General features: G+C 61.1%; 12 protein-coding genes. 7 read left to right on the top strand and 5 right to left on the bottom strand.

The features are described from left to right. Nucleotides 1-80 precede the first annotated feature (80 nt). From pnp to AC1D3C_RS19725, 5 genes are all read right to left on the bottom strand, one after another. The gene (pnp, locus tag AC1D3C_RS19745; protein ID WP_477484040.1) at nucleotides 81-2213 is read right to left on the bottom strand and encodes a polyribonucleotide nucleotidyltransferase; all 2133 of its coding nucleotides are present in this window, start codon (nucleotides 2211-2213) and stop codon (nucleotides 81-83) included. A 334-nt stretch (nucleotides 2214-2547) separates the two neighbouring features. After that, nucleotides 2548-2817: a 30S ribosomal protein S15 gene (gene rpsO / locus AC1D3C_RS19740; RefSeq protein ID WP_038547700.1), complete on the bottom strand. Its 270-nt coding sequence runs from the start codon at nucleotides 2815-2817 to the stop codon at nucleotides 2548-2550. 151 nt (nucleotides 2818-2968) lie between these two features. Continuing rightward, a complete protein-coding gene (truB, locus tag AC1D3C_RS19735; RefSeq protein WP_477484039.1) occupies nucleotides 2969-3898 on the bottom strand; it encodes a tRNA pseudouridine(55) synthase TruB in 930 nt (309 codons plus the stop codon). Between the two features lie 12 nt (nucleotides 3899-3910). Further along, a complete protein-coding gene (gene rbfA, locus AC1D3C_RS19730; protein WP_038547695.1) occupies nucleotides 3911-4318 on the bottom strand; it encodes a 30S ribosome-binding factor RbfA in 408 nt (135 codons plus the stop codon). Nucleotides 4319-4491: 173 nt separating this feature from the next. Continuing rightward, the gene (locus AC1D3C_RS19725) at nucleotides 4492-6225 is read right to left on the bottom strand and encodes a chemotaxis protein (RefSeq protein WP_477484038.1); all 1734 of its coding nucleotides are present in this window, start codon (nucleotides 6223-6225) and stop codon (nucleotides 4492-4494) included. A 335-nt stretch (nucleotides 6226-6560) separates the two neighbouring features. Between AC1D3C_RS19725 and AC1D3C_RS19720 the strand changes: the two genes are divergently transcribed. The 7 genes from AC1D3C_RS19720 to AC1D3C_RS19690 form a co-directional block, all read left to right on the top strand. After that, nucleotides 6561-6890, top strand: coding sequence for an STAS domain-containing protein (locus tag AC1D3C_RS19720; protein ID WP_477484037.1), 330 nt, complete (start codon nucleotides 6561-6563; stop codon nucleotides 6888-6890). After that, on the top strand, nucleotides 6887-7255 hold the full coding sequence (locus AC1D3C_RS19715) for a response regulator (protein WP_038547692.1): 369 nt from the start codon (nucleotides 6887-6889) through the stop codon (nucleotides 7253-7255). Before AC1D3C_RS19720 ends, AC1D3C_RS19715 begins: the two co-directional genes overlap by 4 nt. Beyond that, nucleotides 7252-9273: a chemotaxis protein CheA gene (locus tag AC1D3C_RS19710; RefSeq protein ID WP_477484036.1), complete on the top strand. Its 2022-nt coding sequence runs from the start codon at nucleotides 7252-7254 to the stop codon at nucleotides 9271-9273. The genes AC1D3C_RS19715 and AC1D3C_RS19710 overlap by 4 nt, the downstream gene beginning before the upstream one ends. After that, complete coding sequence (locus tag AC1D3C_RS19705) at nucleotides 9270-9785, top strand: chemotaxis protein CheW (RefSeq protein ID WP_038591915.1); 516 nt, start codon at nucleotides 9270-9272, stop codon at nucleotides 9783-9785. Before AC1D3C_RS19710 ends, AC1D3C_RS19705 begins: the two co-directional genes overlap by 4 nt. A gap of 24 nt (nucleotides 9786-9809) precedes the next feature. Beyond that, nucleotides 9810-11516: a methyl-accepting chemotaxis protein gene (locus AC1D3C_RS19700; RefSeq protein WP_477484035.1), complete on the top strand. Its 1707-nt coding sequence runs from the start codon at nucleotides 9810-9812 to the stop codon at nucleotides 11514-11516. Nucleotides 11517-11702: 186 nt separating this feature from the next. Beyond that, nucleotides 11703-13514, top strand: a complete 1812-nt coding sequence (locus tag AC1D3C_RS19695) for a methyl-accepting chemotaxis protein (protein WP_247135967.1) — start codon at nucleotides 11703-11705, stop codon at nucleotides 13512-13514. A 174-nt stretch (nucleotides 13515-13688) separates the two neighbouring features. Beyond that, on the top strand, nucleotides 13689-15589 hold a 1901-nt coding region (locus AC1D3C_RS19690; RefSeq protein ID WP_477484034.1), incomplete at its 3' end, for a methyl-accepting chemotaxis protein.

Raw genomic sequence — 15589 nt, 5'->3', positions numbered from 1 at the left:
GTGGGTTCGTCTCGTGGCAGCAGATAAACAAAAGGCGCGGAAGAGCTTCCGCGCCTCGATGTCTCGGGAAAACGAAGGCCTTATTCGGCGGCTTCGCCTTCAGCCTTCTTGACTTCCTGGCCGGTGGCCTGGTCGACGACCTTCATCGACAGGCGAACCTTGCCGCGCTCGTCGAAGCCCATGAGCTTGACCCAGACCTTGTCGCCTTCCTTGACGACGTCCTGGGTCTTGGCAACACGCTCGGAAGCGAGCTGCGAGATGTGCACGAGGCCGTCGCGGGCGCCGAAGAAGTTTACGAAAGCACCAAAGTCAGCGGTCTTGACGACCGTGCCTTCATAGATAGCGCCAACTTCCGGCTCGGCAACGATCGAGTGGATCCACTTGCGGGCGGCTTCGATTTCCTTGCCGGAAGACGAAGCGATCTTGACGGTGCCGTCGTCCTCGATGTTGATCTTGGCGCCGGTCTTTTCGACGATTTCGCGGATGACCTTGCCGCCCGAACCGATGACTTCACGGATCTTGTCGACCGGGATGTTCATCACTTCGATGCGCGGTGCGAATTCGCCGAGCTGGCCACGGCTCTCGGTGATGGCATTGGCCATTTCGCCGAGGATGTGTTTGCGACCGCCCTGTGCCTGGTTGAGCGCGACCTTCATGATCTCTTCGGTGATACCGGCGATCTTGATGTCCATCTGCAGCGAGGTGATGCCGTCGGCAGTACCCGCTACCTTGAAGTCCATATCGCCGAGGTGGTCTTCGTCGCCGAGGATGTCGGAGAGAACCGCGAAACGCTCACCTTCGAGGATGAGACCCATGGCGATGCCGGCAACCGGCTTGGCCAGCGGTACGCCGGCGTCCATCAGTGCGAGCGAGGTGCCGCAGACGGTCGCCATCGAAGACGAGCCGTTGGACTCGGTGATTTCGGAAACGACGCGCAGCGTGTAGGGGAACTGCTCGACCGTCGGCAGCATCGGGCGGATGGCGCGCCATGCGAGCTTGCCATGGCCGATTTCGCGGCGGCCCGGGGAGCCCATGCGGCCGGTTTCACCAACCGAGTAGGGAGGGAAGTTGTAATGGAGCAGGAAGCGCTCCTTGTACATGCCGGTCAGGCTGTCGACGTACTGTTCGTCTTCGCCGGTGCCGAGCGTGGCGACAACGATCGCCTGGGTCTCGCCGCGGGTGAAGAGGGCAGAACCGTGGGTGCGCGGCAGGATGCCAACTTCAGAGACGATCGGGCGGACGGTCTCGAGATCACGGCCATCGATGCGGCTCTTGGTGTCGAGGATGTTCCAGCGAACGATCTTGGCCTGCAGGTGCTTGAACACGGCGCCGATGACTTCGGCATTGTACTTCGGCTCGACGCCCTCGGGGAAGAAGTGGGCCTTCACCTTCGCCTTGACAGCGTCGACGGCTGCGTAACGGTCAGCCTTCTGGGTGATCTTGTAGCCTTCGCGAAGTTCGGCTTCGAAATGCTGGAGCATTTCGGCCTCGAGCGCGGAATGATCTTCCGGTTCGAACTCGCGGGGTTCCTTGGCGGCGACTTCAGCGAGCTTGATGATCGCGTCGATGACCGGCTGGAAACCGCGATGGCCGAACATGACGGCGCCGAGCATGATGTCTTCGTTGAGTTCCTTGGCTTCGGATTCAACCATCAGGACGGCATCGCCCGTACCGGCGACAACGAGGTCGAGAACCGACTCGTCCATCTCGTCGAGATGCGGGTTCAGGACGTATTCGCCGTTGATGTAACCGACGCGGGCGCCGCCGACCGGGCCCATGAACGGAACGCCGGAGAGCGTCAGCGCAGCAGACGCCGCAACCATCGACAAGACGTCCGGATCGTTCTCAAGGTCGTGCTGGACAACGGTAACGACGACCTGGGTATCGTTCTTGTAGCCTTCCGGGAAGAGCGGGCGGATCGGACGGTCGATCAGGCGGGAAACCAGCGTTTCCTTTTCCGACGGACGACCTTCGCGCTTGAAATAGCCGCCCGGGATCTTGCCGGCGGCATAGGTCTTTTCCTGGTAGTTGACGGTGAGCGGGAAGAAATCCTGGCCAGGCTTCGGAGCCTTGGCGGAAACAACGGTCGCGAGAACGACGGTCTCGCCGTAGGTTGCGAGAACCGCGCCGTCAGCCTGGCGGGCGATCTTGCCCGTTTCCAGCCTCAGCGGGCGGCCGGCCCATTCGATTTCGACGGAATGAGTATTGAACATATGTCTTGTCCTTCAATGCGGGAGCACACGCATCGCCGATATCGGGCGTAGCGTACAGTCGACCGCAATCAATGTGACACATCATGGGCAAGACAACGGGAGGCTTTGCATCACCGGCATCCTGGAAAGGAGCCGCGGCTAAAGCCCCGAGGGCTTTGGCCGAAAGCATCCGGCAATCCTGCCCCATGACAGGTCAACGGTTTGTTTGGCAGATCCGGCCCATCCGGGTCTGCGGGCAGTCACCACGCGAACTAGGGCGTAGCGCAAACATTTCATCGGACCTTGGCCCGAATAAAGAACCGGCAGGCGCTCCAAGAGCGCCCGCCGGAAATTTTTAGCGGCGAATACCCAGAGCAGCAATGATCTTGCTGTAACGGGCCTCGTCCTTCTTCTTGAGATAATCAAGAAGCGAGCGACGGGTGGAAACCATGGTCAGAAGGCCACGACGCGAGTGGTTGTCCTTCTTGTGATCCTTGAAGTGACCCGTCAGGTTGTTGATGCGTTCCGTCAGGATTGCGACCTGAATTTCCGGAGAACCGGTGTCGCCTTCGACGGTTGCATATTCCTTGATCAGCGCAGTCTTGCGCTCGGCAGTGATCGACATCTTACGATCCTTTCGTAAAGAGGAGAACGAGACGCCAGAAGCCGAGATGTCGTTCAGCTTCGGCCATGAATGCAGTAGGATGCCTATAGGCTCCTGATGCTGGCGCTGCCTATAGACCATTCACGTTGCAATTGGAAGAGGCGTCCGCCGATCAGCCGAACACCCGCTTCGGCCGGAATTCGCCCTGGCCGATCTCGCCGATGGCGATCAGCTTGCCGCGCACCGTCGCATAGGCCTCGGCCTCCGCAAGCGGCGCATCGCGGCCGCGCAAAATGACCGGGTTGCCCATTTTCAGCCTGTGCGCCTGATCGTCGGTGACCGGCAGATGCGGCAGGCTGGACAGCGCTTCGGCAGTGTCGATCAGGAACTCATCGAGCGCCGCCAGGCGTTCGTCGCGGTCCTCGATCTCCTCAAGCGCCACGAGATCGGCGAGCGGAACCATCTTTTCCTCGGCGAACGGCGCGACGAAGGTGCGGCGCAGTTCGGAAATGTGACCATAGCAGCCGAGATCGCGGCCGAAGTCGCGGGCCAGCGCGCGCACATAAGTGCCCTTGCCGCATTCCACCTCGAAATGCGCCTTGTCCGCGGTGACGCCGAGCAGCGTCAGCCGGAAGATCTCCACTTCGCGGGAAGGGATATCGACCGTCTCGCCATCGCGAGCGAGGTCATAGGCCCGTTCGCCGGCAATCTTGATCGCCGAGAACTGCGGCGGGATCTGGCTGATCGTGCCGGTGTATTTCGGCAGCAGATCGCGGATGGACTGTTCGTCGGGACGCGTGTCCGATGCGGCCGTGACTTCGCCTTCGAGGTCGTCGGTCGAACGCTCTTCGCCCCAGCTGACGGCGAATTCATAAATCTTGCGTCCGTCCATGACGTAAGGCACGGTCTTGGTCGCATCGCCGAGCGCAATCGGCAGCATGCCGGAAGCGAGCGGATCGAGCGTACCGGCATGTCCCGCCTTCTGGGCGTTGAACAGCCACTTGATCTTGGAGACGGCCTCGGTCGAGCCGAAATCGACCGGCTTGTCGAGGATCAGCCAGCCGGAAATCGGGCGGCCCTTTGGTTTGCGGGGTTTTGACATGCGTTCTCTTGATTATTCTTTGTCTTCATTGCCGCCGTCGAGATCCCGCTGGACCTCCGGCGAGCGCAGCAGCTCATCGATCTTCTTGTAGTTGTCGAAGCTGGTATCGTCGCGGAAGCGGACTTCCGGCATGTATTTCATCTGCCGGAGCTGACCGCCGATACGGCCGCGAATGTATTTGGCGTTGCGGTTCAGCGCCTCGATGATTGCCGCATGATCCGGCAGGCCGAGGGGTGTCACGTAGGCCGTGGCGACCTTAAGGTCTGTCGACATGCGCACTTCGGACACCGAGATCACGGTCTTTTCGATGAGGTCGTCGCGCACTTCGCCGCGTTGCAGGACCTGGGTTATGGCGGCGCGGACCTGTTCGCCAACGCGAAGCATGCGCTGGGAGGGCGCCGAGGATGTTGGCTTGCTCATTGTGTTTCTCTTCTAGAGCACTTGCGGGGTTCGTCCCGTATTCCAAGCGCTGCGTCAGTAAAGGCGGTCACATGACCCAGGCGCACCCAAAGGTCAAGGCGCGGCCTTCGCTTTATCTTAACAGGACAAGCCGCTGAATGCAGCCCCCGCCGGTCCGCGCAGGCGCCGGCCGATCAGAACAGGGCATCGTCGATGTCTTCATCCGACATGGTGGTGGCGGCAGCAGCGGCTACCATCGGCGGCGCCGTGCCAAGCACCGCGGCATGCAATTCGCGTTCGGTCACCATCGTATAAAGACGAGCAATACGGCCACCGACTTCCGCGAGCGCCTCTTCAAGGCCCGGCGCTTCGAAGACGTCGTCGTCGAGCGCCATCTCGTCGGCGCAGGCGCGCAGCACTTCGCCGAGTTCGGCGTTGAAGTTCAGCCGGGCGAGCGAGATATCCATCTCGCCGACCGCCGTCCTGCTCTGATCGCCGAGCGCCAGCATCTGGGTATCCATCCGGTCGCCGACCGCACGAATGTTTTCAAGCGCGTTTTCCAAACGCTGGTCGAGGCTTTGTTCGCTCTCTTCGCCGTGGACGCTGGTCAGCTTGTTGGCAGCGATTTCGAGCGTCTGGAGTTCGATCAGGATTTTTTCAGCCGTTTCGTCGAGCACCGCGGCGAAGTTGCGCAGTTCTGCGGTCACGACATTGATCGCCCTGCCTTCCTCACCGATCTTGCCGCAACGGAGGTTGGTGTTGAGCGCCATATAGTGAATGTCGGTGCGCACGACCTTGACGATGCTGATGCCGTCGAGAAGTTCCCGGACGGTATCGCTGGTCGACCGGCTGAGCTCGCCGGCGTGGTGGGCAACCTCCTCGATTTCGCGCACGGCACCGCGAGCTGCGGTCACGCCGCTCTCGAGCTGCCGGATCGCATTGTCGTTGTCGCCGCTGTCGGCATCGGTCATCGTCGCGCGCAGGGCTTCGATCTGCGACAGATCGGACCGGAAGCTTGCGACGATGGCAACGATCTTTGCGGTATCACGATCGAAGTCGGAGATGGATTGATTGAGCTGCAACGATACGAGCTTGCGGATGATCAGCGACAGGCTTTCGCGCTGGTCGCCGGTCAGCCTGGCGGCCGCGGGCGATTCCAGATAATCGGAAAGGATGCGCAGGCTCGACTGGCAATGTTCGATGCGCTGGCGGGTGATGTCGCCGACCTGCATGGCCGACAGCGTCGAGGCGAGCTTCGACTGGATGCCGCTTGCAACGGTGCGCACCCTAGCGGCGCGCTCGACCAGCAGCTTGCGGTGCTTGCCGATCTCTGCCGCGCCGTTGGAGAGGCCGACAACGATCTGCGGCACCGTTTGGTCGTAGCTTGCCAGGATCGCCTTTCCCTTGACCATCACCGGTCCAAGACCGTGGCCGAGGGTGCTCAGCTTGCCTGCCAGATCGTTGACCTGCCGCGAGCCTTCCTGGATCCTTGCGAGAATTTCCTCTGCGAAACCGGCGAAATCGGCAATCCCGGCACCGGTGATCTTGGCGGTCACCGCGAAGGTGCGCAGATAGCGCAGCGTTTCCTGCATCTCTTCGATCTGAGGCCGGAGTTTTCGTTCCGCGGAGGCGATTTCCTGGAAGCCGACCTGGCGTCCGGATTCGAGTCTGGTCAGGTGCGACAGCCGCTCGACCGTGCTCTTCAGCTCGGCCATCGTGGCGTTTGCCGTTCCTTCGTCCAGCGAACCGGTCAACTGGTCGAGGGAGGTGATCAGCTTGTTCAGCACATCGAGGATCGACAGGAGCGCCGCGCCACCATCGAGAAAACGTTCCTCGATACGCGAGCGTGCTGTTTCCATCCGGTCGACGAAGGCGAGAACGCCAGTCGAGCTACTCACGATGTCAAAAATGGATGCCCTGACAGCCATTTTGCCTCACCTTTCAGGTCCCCACGGGACCTCTGCCTGCTGAAGATACGACGATGAACTCGCCTGCATTGTTTTGGGACAGTTCCGCACCAGCAAGTTCGGGCACGGTTTTGTCCTGCGCGAGAACTACTCTGAGGGACGATGAGTTAATTCCCGCAGAATAGCGGCGGTCGTTTGCGACTTGTGGTTAATTTTCCCGCTCATTAGCGCGGCAAAATGCAACCTATCAGTTTTGTTTCGTGAGAAATGGCCATGGTCGGTTAACTCCGCATTAACGATGCAAGTCCACATTCGGCCAGCTATTTCAGCGTTTTCGGAATTATATTGAGGTAAGAATGCCTGCTTCCGATGTTCAAGAGGATTACTTTCGCCCGCCGCAGAACCTGACTGTTCGCACGATTGCAACCGTGCAGCGGGAAATGCTGCAGTTTCTGGACAAAACCGCGTCCGCAACCATCGAACTCGACGATGATTGCCAAGTGGACATCAGCTTCATTCAACTCATGGAAGCGGCGCGCATCTACGCCGTCGCAGCCGGAAAGCAAATCGCGTTAGCCCGTCCCGCCAGCGGCCCAACGCTCGATGTCTTGAAGCGCAGCGGCTTCCTCGACGGGATGTCCGCTGAAGACCTGAAATTCTGGCTTCATCAAGGGGGTATTCAATGAGCGCCAGCATCTTAACAGTCGACGATTCCGCCAGCATCCGGCTGACGACGCGCGTCGCCCTCAGCAATGCCGGATACCAGATCACGGAAGCAGTCGACGGCATGGACGGCATCGCCAAGCTTAGCGCCAGCCAGTTCGACCTGATCGTCACCGATCTCAACATGCCGAACATGGACGGCCTGACGATGATCCGGGAACTGCGCAAGATGCCGGCCCATATGGGCGTTCCAGTCATCTTCCTGACGACGGAATCCGACAACGACATCAAGCAGGAAGCCAAGGCCGCCGGTGCCACCGGTTGGCTCACCAAGCCCTTCGACCCGGAAAGCCTGGTCAAGATCGTTCGAAAGGTACTCGGCAGATGAGCTTTCCCGATCCTATCGCGGTTTTCAGGACAGAGGCTGCCGAGCTTCTGGAACAGATCGAAGCTGGGCTTCTCGACCTGAACGTAAACCTCGGCGACAAGGATCAGGTGGACGCGGTCTTCCGCGGACTCCACACTTTGAAGGGATCGGGAGCCATGTTCGGCTTCGATGCCCTGGCTGCTTTCACCCATCATTGCGAGACGGCGTTCGACCGCGTCCGCAAGGGCGAAGTTCCTGCAACACAGGAGCTGGTCACGGCGGTTCTCGAGGCCAAGGATCACATGCGTGCCCTGGTCGACACGCCGAATGGCGACCATGAGGCGACCGGCGAAGCGCTTCTCGCCAGCCTGCGCGCTGCCGTCGATGGCGCCAACAACGCCGGTTCTTCCGGCCCCGCCAAAACTGCTCCGGGCCAGAACCATTTCAAGATCCGCTTCAGCTTGCCGCAGAACGCAATGGCAAACGGCACCAATCCGCTGCCGCTTCTCGACGAACTGCGCGAGCTCGGCGAGTGCCGGATCGTGGCAGACCGCTCTGCCATCCCATCGCTCGACCTTCTCGCGCCGACCGATCTTTATGTCTCCTGGGAAGTCGAGCTTCTGACCACCCAGCCGCGGTCTGCGATCGACGACGTATTCATCTTCGTCATGGACGAGATGCAGCTCGAAGTCATAACCGTCGAGATTTCGGTCGCCGCCAAGGCACCGGCCAAGACGGAAGCCCCGGTTACGGCATCGCAGCCCGCCGCGGCATCCCAGCCTGCGGCGGCACCGGTTGTCGTCCTGCATGCGGCTGCACCTGCGCCGATCGCTGCAGCTCCCGTCGAGACGAAGCAGAACAAGGCGTCCGAAAACGTCCGCGTGCCCGCCGAAAAACTCGACGAGCTGATGGACCGGGTCGGCGAACTCGTCATCGCCCAATCGCGCCTCAGCCAGCTTGCAGGCGGCAGCGGCGATCTGCAGCTGCGGGCCGTCTCGGAAGACGTGGAACGCCTTTCAGGCGAGCTGCGCGATACGATGATGGTGCTGCGCATGGTACCGGTCGCGCACCTCTTCAGCCGCTTCCGCAGGCTGGTGCACGATCTTTCGCATGAAACCGGCAAGACGATCGAACTGGTCACCGAGGGAGAAAGCACGGAAGTCGACAAGAGCGTCATCGAACGCCTGGCCGATCCGCTGGTGCATCTGGTGCGCAACTCTTGCGACCACGGTCTCGAGACCCCCGAGGAACGGCTTGCCGCCGGCAAATCACAAGCGGGGCATATCTTGCTTTCCGCCCGCCAGCAGGCCGGCGAAGTCATTATCACTATCAAGGACGACGGTCGCGGCATCAACCGCGAACGGGTGCGCGCCAAGGCGGAATCCTCCGGCCTCATCCCGCCGAATGCCAGCCTCACCGATCAGGAACTCTACCAGCTGATCTTCCACCCCGGCTTCTCGACAGCCCAGACGGTCACCAACCTTTCAGGCCGCGGTGTCGGCATGGATGTGGTCAAACGGACCATCGATGCACTCCGCGGCACGATCAACGTTGCAAGCCATCCTGGCGAAGGTTCCGAGATTTCGCTGGCGATCCCTCTGACGCTCGCGATCATCGACGGACTGCTCGTGCGGGTCGGCGACGGCCGTTATGTCATTCCGCTTTCGGCGGTAGAGGAATGCCTCGAACTCTCGATCGAAGAAGACATGCGCTCACGCGGCCGCAGCTTCATCTCGCTGCGCGACAGCCTCGTGCCATTTCTCAGGCTTCGCGATCTCTTCCGCACCGGCACGAAGCCCGATCCCTTCCAGAAGGTGGTCGTCATCTCGACAGGTTCCGAACGGGTCGGCCTGGTCGTCGACCAGATCATTGGCGATCACCAGACGGTCATCAAGGGCATGTCGAAACTGCACCATGACGTCGCCACCTTCTCGGGTGCGACCATACTCGGCGACGGGGACGTGGCGCTGATCCTCGACGTCGGTCATCTGGTGGCCGAGGGGCAACAACAGGAGGCGCATCTGCGCGCGGCCGGATGAACGAAGCAGTCAGAAAGATTTCTCAGGACCTTTGGGGCGGCCGCGACGAGCTGGAAGTCCTGACATTCGACATTGCCGGCGAAGTTTTCGCGCTGGAAGCCTTCATCGTGCAGGAGATCCTCGATCTTCTGCCGGAGACCATGGTTCCGGGCGCCAAGGCCTTTGTCGGCAGCGTCATCAACTTCCGCGGCAAGGTCATCCCGCTTGCCGATATCCGTCTCGCATTCGGCATGGAAGCGACCAAGCCGACGATCGACAGCCGCATCATCGTCATCTCGATCGAGATCGACGGCGAATCCGTGCTGACGGGCATCCGCACGGACAAAGTGCACGAAGTGACAACGCTGCTTCGCACCGCCGGCGAGCCGCCGCCGAGCGTGGGGATGCGCTGGCGACCAGATTTCATCGATTGCCTCGTCAAGCGGGGGGCGGAATTCATCATCCTCCCGAACCTCCAGGTGATCTTCTCCGCCCAACACGACCATTCCGCGACCGGGGCCTCCCACGGTTGATCACCCTTTTGATGGACTCAAAAAATGCACGCTTCAATCAAATTTAAGCTGGCTTCAGCATTCGGTTTCATCATCATCATGCTGTTGGCGACTGCTACCTATGGCATTTTCAGCCTCAGTAGCCTGAACGACACGCTCGAAAATGTGCTGCAGGGGCCAGCCCTGCGACTGAAACTCGCCCAGAATCTGAACAACGAGCAGCTTCAGCAGATCCGCCAACAGAAGAACCTGCTTCTGGCGGCGAATCCCGGCGAGATACAGGGATATATCGCGAAGAGTGACGAGGCCCGCCGTGTATTCGATGAGACGCTCAAGGCGGTTGAAGCCCGCGCGACCGAACAGGGCAAAGTCCTTTGGGGCAAGCTCTCCGCCTTCACAGCGGAATTCCGCAAGCAGGATGACCACATCCGCACCCTGATGCTGGGTGGAGATACAAGCTCGGCACTGCGTATTTCAACCACTGAGGCACGCACCGTCACCAACGAGATCGATGCTTTGCTCTCCGACGTGGTCAAACTCGAAGAAGGCCGGCTCGACGACGCCAACAAACAGTCGGATGTGGATTATGCTCAGACCCGACTGATCATGATCTCGGTCGCGGCAACCGCTTTCCTGATCGCCTTGCTGGCCGCCCTCTGGATCGCCCTTTCGATCAACAAGGGCCTGCGCAATGCGATCGGGGCAGTGCAGAACGTCGCCGACGGCGACCTGACCCGCTTCGCCGCCATCTCCAGCAGGGACGAGATCGGTGAACTGCTCGGCTTCGTCAACACCATGATCGAGCGCCTGCGCGGCGTCGTCGGCGATGCGCTCGCCGCTTCCGACAACGTCTCCTCGGGCAGCCAGGAACTTTCTGCAAGCTCCGAGCAGCTGAGCCAGGGCGCCAGCGAACAGGCCTCGTCGGCCGAAGAAGCATCCGCCTCGATGGAGCAGATGGCGGCCAACATCAAGCAGAACGCCGATAACGCCGCCCAGACGGAAAAGATCGCCCGCCAGTCGTCGCGTGACGCCGAAGCGTCGGGCCAGGCCGTCGGACGCGCCGTCCATGCAATGCGCACGATCGCGGAAAAGATCTCGATCGTCCAGGAAATCGCCCGCCAGACCGACCTTCTCGCTCTGAACGCCGCGGTCGAAGCCGCCCGTGCCGGCGAACACGGCAAGGGCTTCGCGGTCGTCGCCTCGGAAGTCCGCAAGCTTGCCGAACGCAGCCAAGCTGCCGCCGCCGAAATCAGCGCGCTTTCAGGTGAGACCGTGCAGGTTGCCACCGAAGCCGGCGAGATGCTCAACAAGCTGGTGCCGGACATCCAGAAGACGGCGGAACTCGTGTCGGAAATCTCCGCCGCCTGCCGCGAACAGGATGTCGGTGCCAGCCAGATCAACGAAGCGATCCAGCAGCTCGACAAGGTGACCCAGCAGAACGCCGGTGCCTCGGAAGAAATGTCGGCGACTTCGGAAGAACTTGCCTCGCAGGCAGAAGAACTGCAGGCCTCGATCGCCTTCTTCCGAGTGGATCAGTCCGGCAGCAAACAGGCCAAACAGGCAAAGCGCGCTCCGGCCGCCTCCGCCGCCCGCAAGCCGATGGCAAAACCCACGCAGGCACGCGCTGCGGGACAACACCACAAGGGCGACCATTCGGTCCTCAGCCAGCAAGCCCGCGCCAAGGGTTTTGCCCTCGACATGTCGATGGGCGGGCCGGATGCCGATGACGCGGACTTCCGCGAAAGCGCCTGAGGGAACTGAACCGATCCCGGATTGACAGGAATTCGGGATCGTCTCTTGCATGTAGGCGGGAGAATATCCGGGCAACCGGACTATCGCAGAAGGGTGAATGTATCGGTCTTCTCGTTTTCAACCGCGTCCCCCCGCCTGGAGGGACGCATCGACTGATGCACTTCATTGCCTTGAGGGGATAGGGCTATGCGATTTACGATCAAAGCCAAACTGACATTGGCCTTCGGCTTTCTTGTCAGCATGCTGGTTGGTACGGCCGGCTACGGAATATATAGCCTTGGCGCCGCCAATGAGGCCATGACTTACGTCACGGACGTCGCGGCGACGCGGCTCGATAAAGTCCAGCAGATGAACATCCTGTCGCTCAATCGCATCCGCGCGCAGAAGAACATGCTGCTTGCCACCTCGCCGCAGGAGATCGAAAAGTTCCTCGGCGACGGCGACAAGCTGGAGTTGCAGTTCATCACGCTGCTGAACGAACTGGCTTCGACCGCATCGGCAGACCAGAAGCCGTTCTGGGATGAAACGCGCGGTCTCGCGACGACCAACCAGGCTGCGAACGACAAGGTCGATGCCGCCGCCAAGCGCGGCGACATGCAGCAAGCACTCGCTCTCTCGGCTGGAGAAAGCCGCAAGGCGATCACCGAACTCTCCGCGCAGCTGGATGAATCCGTCCAAATCAATCGCGACCGGATGCAGAAGGCCAATGATGAAGCCGAAGCCACCTATTGGACCACGCGCAGCCTGATGATCACAATCGCGGTCGTTGCCGTCATTACGGCAGCGGCGACAGCGTTCTGGATCGCCCTGGGCATCGGCAGAGGCCTTACCAAGATCATGGGCGTCGCCCGGGCCGTGTCGATCGGCGATCTCAATCAGAACGTCGAAATCAAGACAAATGACGAGATCAAGGATCTGGTCGATACCATCAACACGATGACGGCCAACCTGCGCAACACGGCGACCATTGCCGACCAGATCGCCAACGGCGACCTGACCGTTTCACCGAAACCGCTCTCCGACAAGGACACGCTCGGTCTTGCTCTTGAAAGCATGGTGGAACGCCTGCGAGGCGTGGTCGGCGACGCTCTTTCGGCGGCGGACAATGTCTCTTCGGGCAGCCAGGAACTGTCGGCAAGTTCGGAACAGCTGAGCCAGGGCGCCACCGAACAGGCCTCATCGGCCGAAGAAGCTTCCTCTTCGATGGAGCAGATGGCAGCCAACATCAAGCAGAACGCCGATAACGCCGCCCAGACGGAAAAGATCGCCCGGCAGTCGTCGCGTGACGCCGAAGCGTCCGGCCAGGCCGTCGGCCGCGCCGTCGGTGCCATGCGCACGATTGCCCAGAAGATCTCGATCGTCCAGGAAATCGCCCGTCAGACCGACCTTCTCGCTCTCAACGCCGCGGTCGAAGCCGCCCGTGCCGGCGAACACGGCAAGGGTTTTGCGGTCGTCGCCTCAGAAGTCCGCAAGCTTGCCGAACGTAGCCAGGCTGCGGCTGCCGAAATCAGCGCGCTTTCGGGCGAGACCGTGCAGGTCGCCACCGAAGCCGGCGAGATGCTCAACAAGCTGGTGCCGGACATCCAGAAGACCGCGGAACTCGTGTCGGAAATCTCCGCCGCCTGCCGCGAACAGGATGTCGGTGCCAGCCAGATCAACGAAGCGATCCAGCAACTCGACAAGGTGACCCAGCAGAACGCCGGCGCCTCTGAAGAAATGTCGGCGACTTCGGAAGAACTCGCCGCTCAAGCGGAAGAACTGCAGGCCTCGATCGCCTTCTTCAAGGTCGAACGGGCGGGCGCAAAAGCGCGGCCGCAGCCGGGCGCCAAGGCTCACACAACAGCAAAGCCTGGCCCAAAACAACCGTCGAAGGCTCCTGCGCCCCGTCCGGCCGGCCATTCCGTCGCAGCTCAGCAGTCACGCGCCAAAGGATTTGCTCTCGATCTTTCGATGGGCGGTCCCGACGGCGATGACGACGACTTCCGGGAAAGCGCCTGAGCGCTCACCCCAACCAATGAGCGGGGCCGTCAGGCGGCCCCGCGATAGCCAGCGTTATTGCGTTGGTGCGAGCAACGAAACGACTGCCGTTAGGAAGTATCCTGATCGTGAGGCTTTCTCGATCGCATCCGAGATGAAGCATTCCCCGACCTGAAGGATTTCGGAGACCTTAAAATGCGGTTTACTATCAAATTGAAGCTGGCATTCACTTATGGCTTGGTCATAGCGCTGCTAATCGGCGTGGCGGGCTTCGGAATATACAGCTTGTCCAACCTGAACGACGCGATCGGCAAACTGATCGCCGGGCCGGCGGCGCGTTTGGAAACCGCGCAGGACCTGGGCAATATCCAGCTTCGCCTGACCCGGGCGCAGCTCAATATGGTAAATGCAAGCAATCCCAAGGACTTCGACACCTACGCCGAAGCCAGTGACCGTAACCAGCAGAACTTCAAGACGATACTTGAGAAACTTGCCGGCCTTGCCTCTACAGAGGAAGGCAGGCAGGCTTGGAGAGATGTCGGCCTCAAGTTTCAGCAGATCGTGACTCTCGACACCCGAATCCGCGATCTTGTCAAGGCCGGCAAGTCCAACGAAGCGGTCGTGATCATCGCAGGCCAAGGCCGAGAGCTGATCGACGAGATCGAAAGCGCCATCGACAAGCGCGTCCAGGCCGCAAAGAACCAAATGGCTGCAACGGATCAGGCCACGGACGAACAATACAACAGCACGCGTAATCTTGTCCTCGCCATCGCCTCTCTGGCAACGATCGTGGCGATCGCCGCCGCCCTCTGGATCGCTTTCGGCATCAGCCGAGGCCTGAAAAAGATATCCTTGATCGCCAATGCCGTGGCGATCGGAGACCTCAACCAGAAGGTCGAGGTCAAGACCAATGACGAGATCAAGGACCTCATCGATACGGTCAACGTGATGACCGGCAATCTCCGCAATACGGCGGCGATCGCCGAGCGTATTTCCGAGGGCGACCTTTCGGTCGATGCCAAGCCGCTTTCCGACAAGGATACGCTTGGGCTCGCCATGCAGAGCATGGTCGCCAATCTGCGGACCACGGCGCACGTGGCCGACCAGATCGCCAATGGTGATCTGACCATTTCGCCAAAGCCACTCTCCGAGAAGGACACGCTCGGTCTTGCGCTGCAGAGCATGGTGGAACGTCTTCGGGGTGTCGTGGCCGACGCGCTTGCAGCGTCAAACAACGTCTCTTCGGGCAGCCAGGAATTGTCGGCCAGCTCCGAGCAGCTGAGCCAGGGCGCCACCGAACAGGCCTCGTCGGCCGAAGAAGCTTCCTCTTCGATGGAGCAGATGGCAGCCAACATCAAGCAGAACGCCGATAACGCCGCCCAGACGGAAAAGATCGCCCGCCAGTCGTCGCGTGACGCCGAAGCGTCGGGCCAGGCGGTCGGCCGCGCCGTCGGTGCCATGCGCACGATTGCCCAGAAGATCTCGATCGTCCAGGAAATCGCCCGTCAGACCGACCTTCTCGCTCTCAACGCCGCGGTCGAAGCCGCCCGTGCCGGGGAACACGGCAAGGGTTTTGCGGTCGTCGCCTCAGAAGTCCGCAAGCTTGCCGAACGTAGCCAGGCTGCCGCCGCCGAAATCAGCGCGCTTTCGGGCGAGACGGTACAGGTCGCCACGGAAGCCGGCGAGATGCTCAATAAGCTGGTGCCGGACATCCACAAGACCGCGGAACTCGTGTCGGAAATCTCCGCCGCCTGCCGTGAACAGGACATCGGTGCTTCGCAGATCAACGAAGCGATCCAGCAGCTCGACAAGGTGACCCAGCAGAACGCCGGCGCCTCCGAACAGATGTCGGCGACTTCAGAAGAACTCGCCGCTCAGGCGGAAGAACTGCAGGCCTCGATCGCCTTCTTCAAGGTCGAACGGGCCGGGTCCAAGCAGCGAAACCAGCCGGCCCCGACCGCCAAGCCCGCACCGGCGAAGGCCAAGACCCAGCCGCCGGCCAAGGCTTATTCGGCCGGCCACTCGGTGACCGCACAACAGGCCCGCGTGAAAGGGTTTGCCCTCGACCTGTCGATGGGCGGCCCGGATGCGGACGA

The sequence above is a fragment of the Neorhizobium sp. P1_A6 genome (assembly GCF_056406795.1).
This window is presented reverse-complemented; position numbering and strand designations above follow the sequence as displayed.

What these genes read in the sequence shown, in the direction of transcription:
- pnp (WP_477484040.1), bottom strand. Translation starts at nt 2,213, where the DNA reads ATGTTCAATACTCATTCCGTCGAAATCGAATGGGCCGGCCGCCCGCTG.
- rpsO (WP_038547700.1), bottom strand. Translation starts at nt 2,817, where the DNA reads ATGTCGATCACTGCCGAGCGCAAGACTGCGCTGATCAAGGAATATGCA.
- truB (WP_477484039.1), bottom strand. Translation starts at nt 3,898, where the DNA reads ATGTCAAAACCCCGCAAACCAAAGGGCCGCCCGATTTCCGGCTGGCTG.
- rbfA (WP_038547695.1), bottom strand. Translation starts at nt 4,318, where the DNA reads ATGAGCAAGCCAACATCCTCGGCGCCCTCCCAGCGCATGCTTCGCGTT.
- AC1D3C_RS19725 (WP_477484038.1), bottom strand. Translation starts at nt 6,225, where the DNA reads ATGGCTGTCAGGGCATCCATTTTTGACATCGTGAGTAGCTCGACTGGC.
- AC1D3C_RS19720 (WP_477484037.1), top strand. Translation starts at nt 6,561, where the DNA reads ATGCCTGCTTCCGATGTTCAAGAGGATTACTTTCGCCCGCCGCAGAAC.
- AC1D3C_RS19715 (WP_038547692.1), top strand. Translation starts at nt 6,887, where the DNA reads ATGAGCGCCAGCATCTTAACAGTCGACGATTCCGCCAGCATCCGGCTG.
- AC1D3C_RS19710 (WP_477484036.1), top strand. Translation starts at nt 7,252, where the DNA reads ATGAGCTTTCCCGATCCTATCGCGGTTTTCAGGACAGAGGCTGCCGAG.
- AC1D3C_RS19705 (WP_038591915.1), top strand. Translation starts at nt 9,270, where the DNA reads ATGAACGAAGCAGTCAGAAAGATTTCTCAGGACCTTTGGGGCGGCCGC.
- AC1D3C_RS19700 (WP_477484035.1), top strand. Translation starts at nt 9,810, where the DNA reads ATGCACGCTTCAATCAAATTTAAGCTGGCTTCAGCATTCGGTTTCATC.
- AC1D3C_RS19695 (WP_247135967.1), top strand. Translation starts at nt 11,703, where the DNA reads ATGCGATTTACGATCAAAGCCAAACTGACATTGGCCTTCGGCTTTCTT.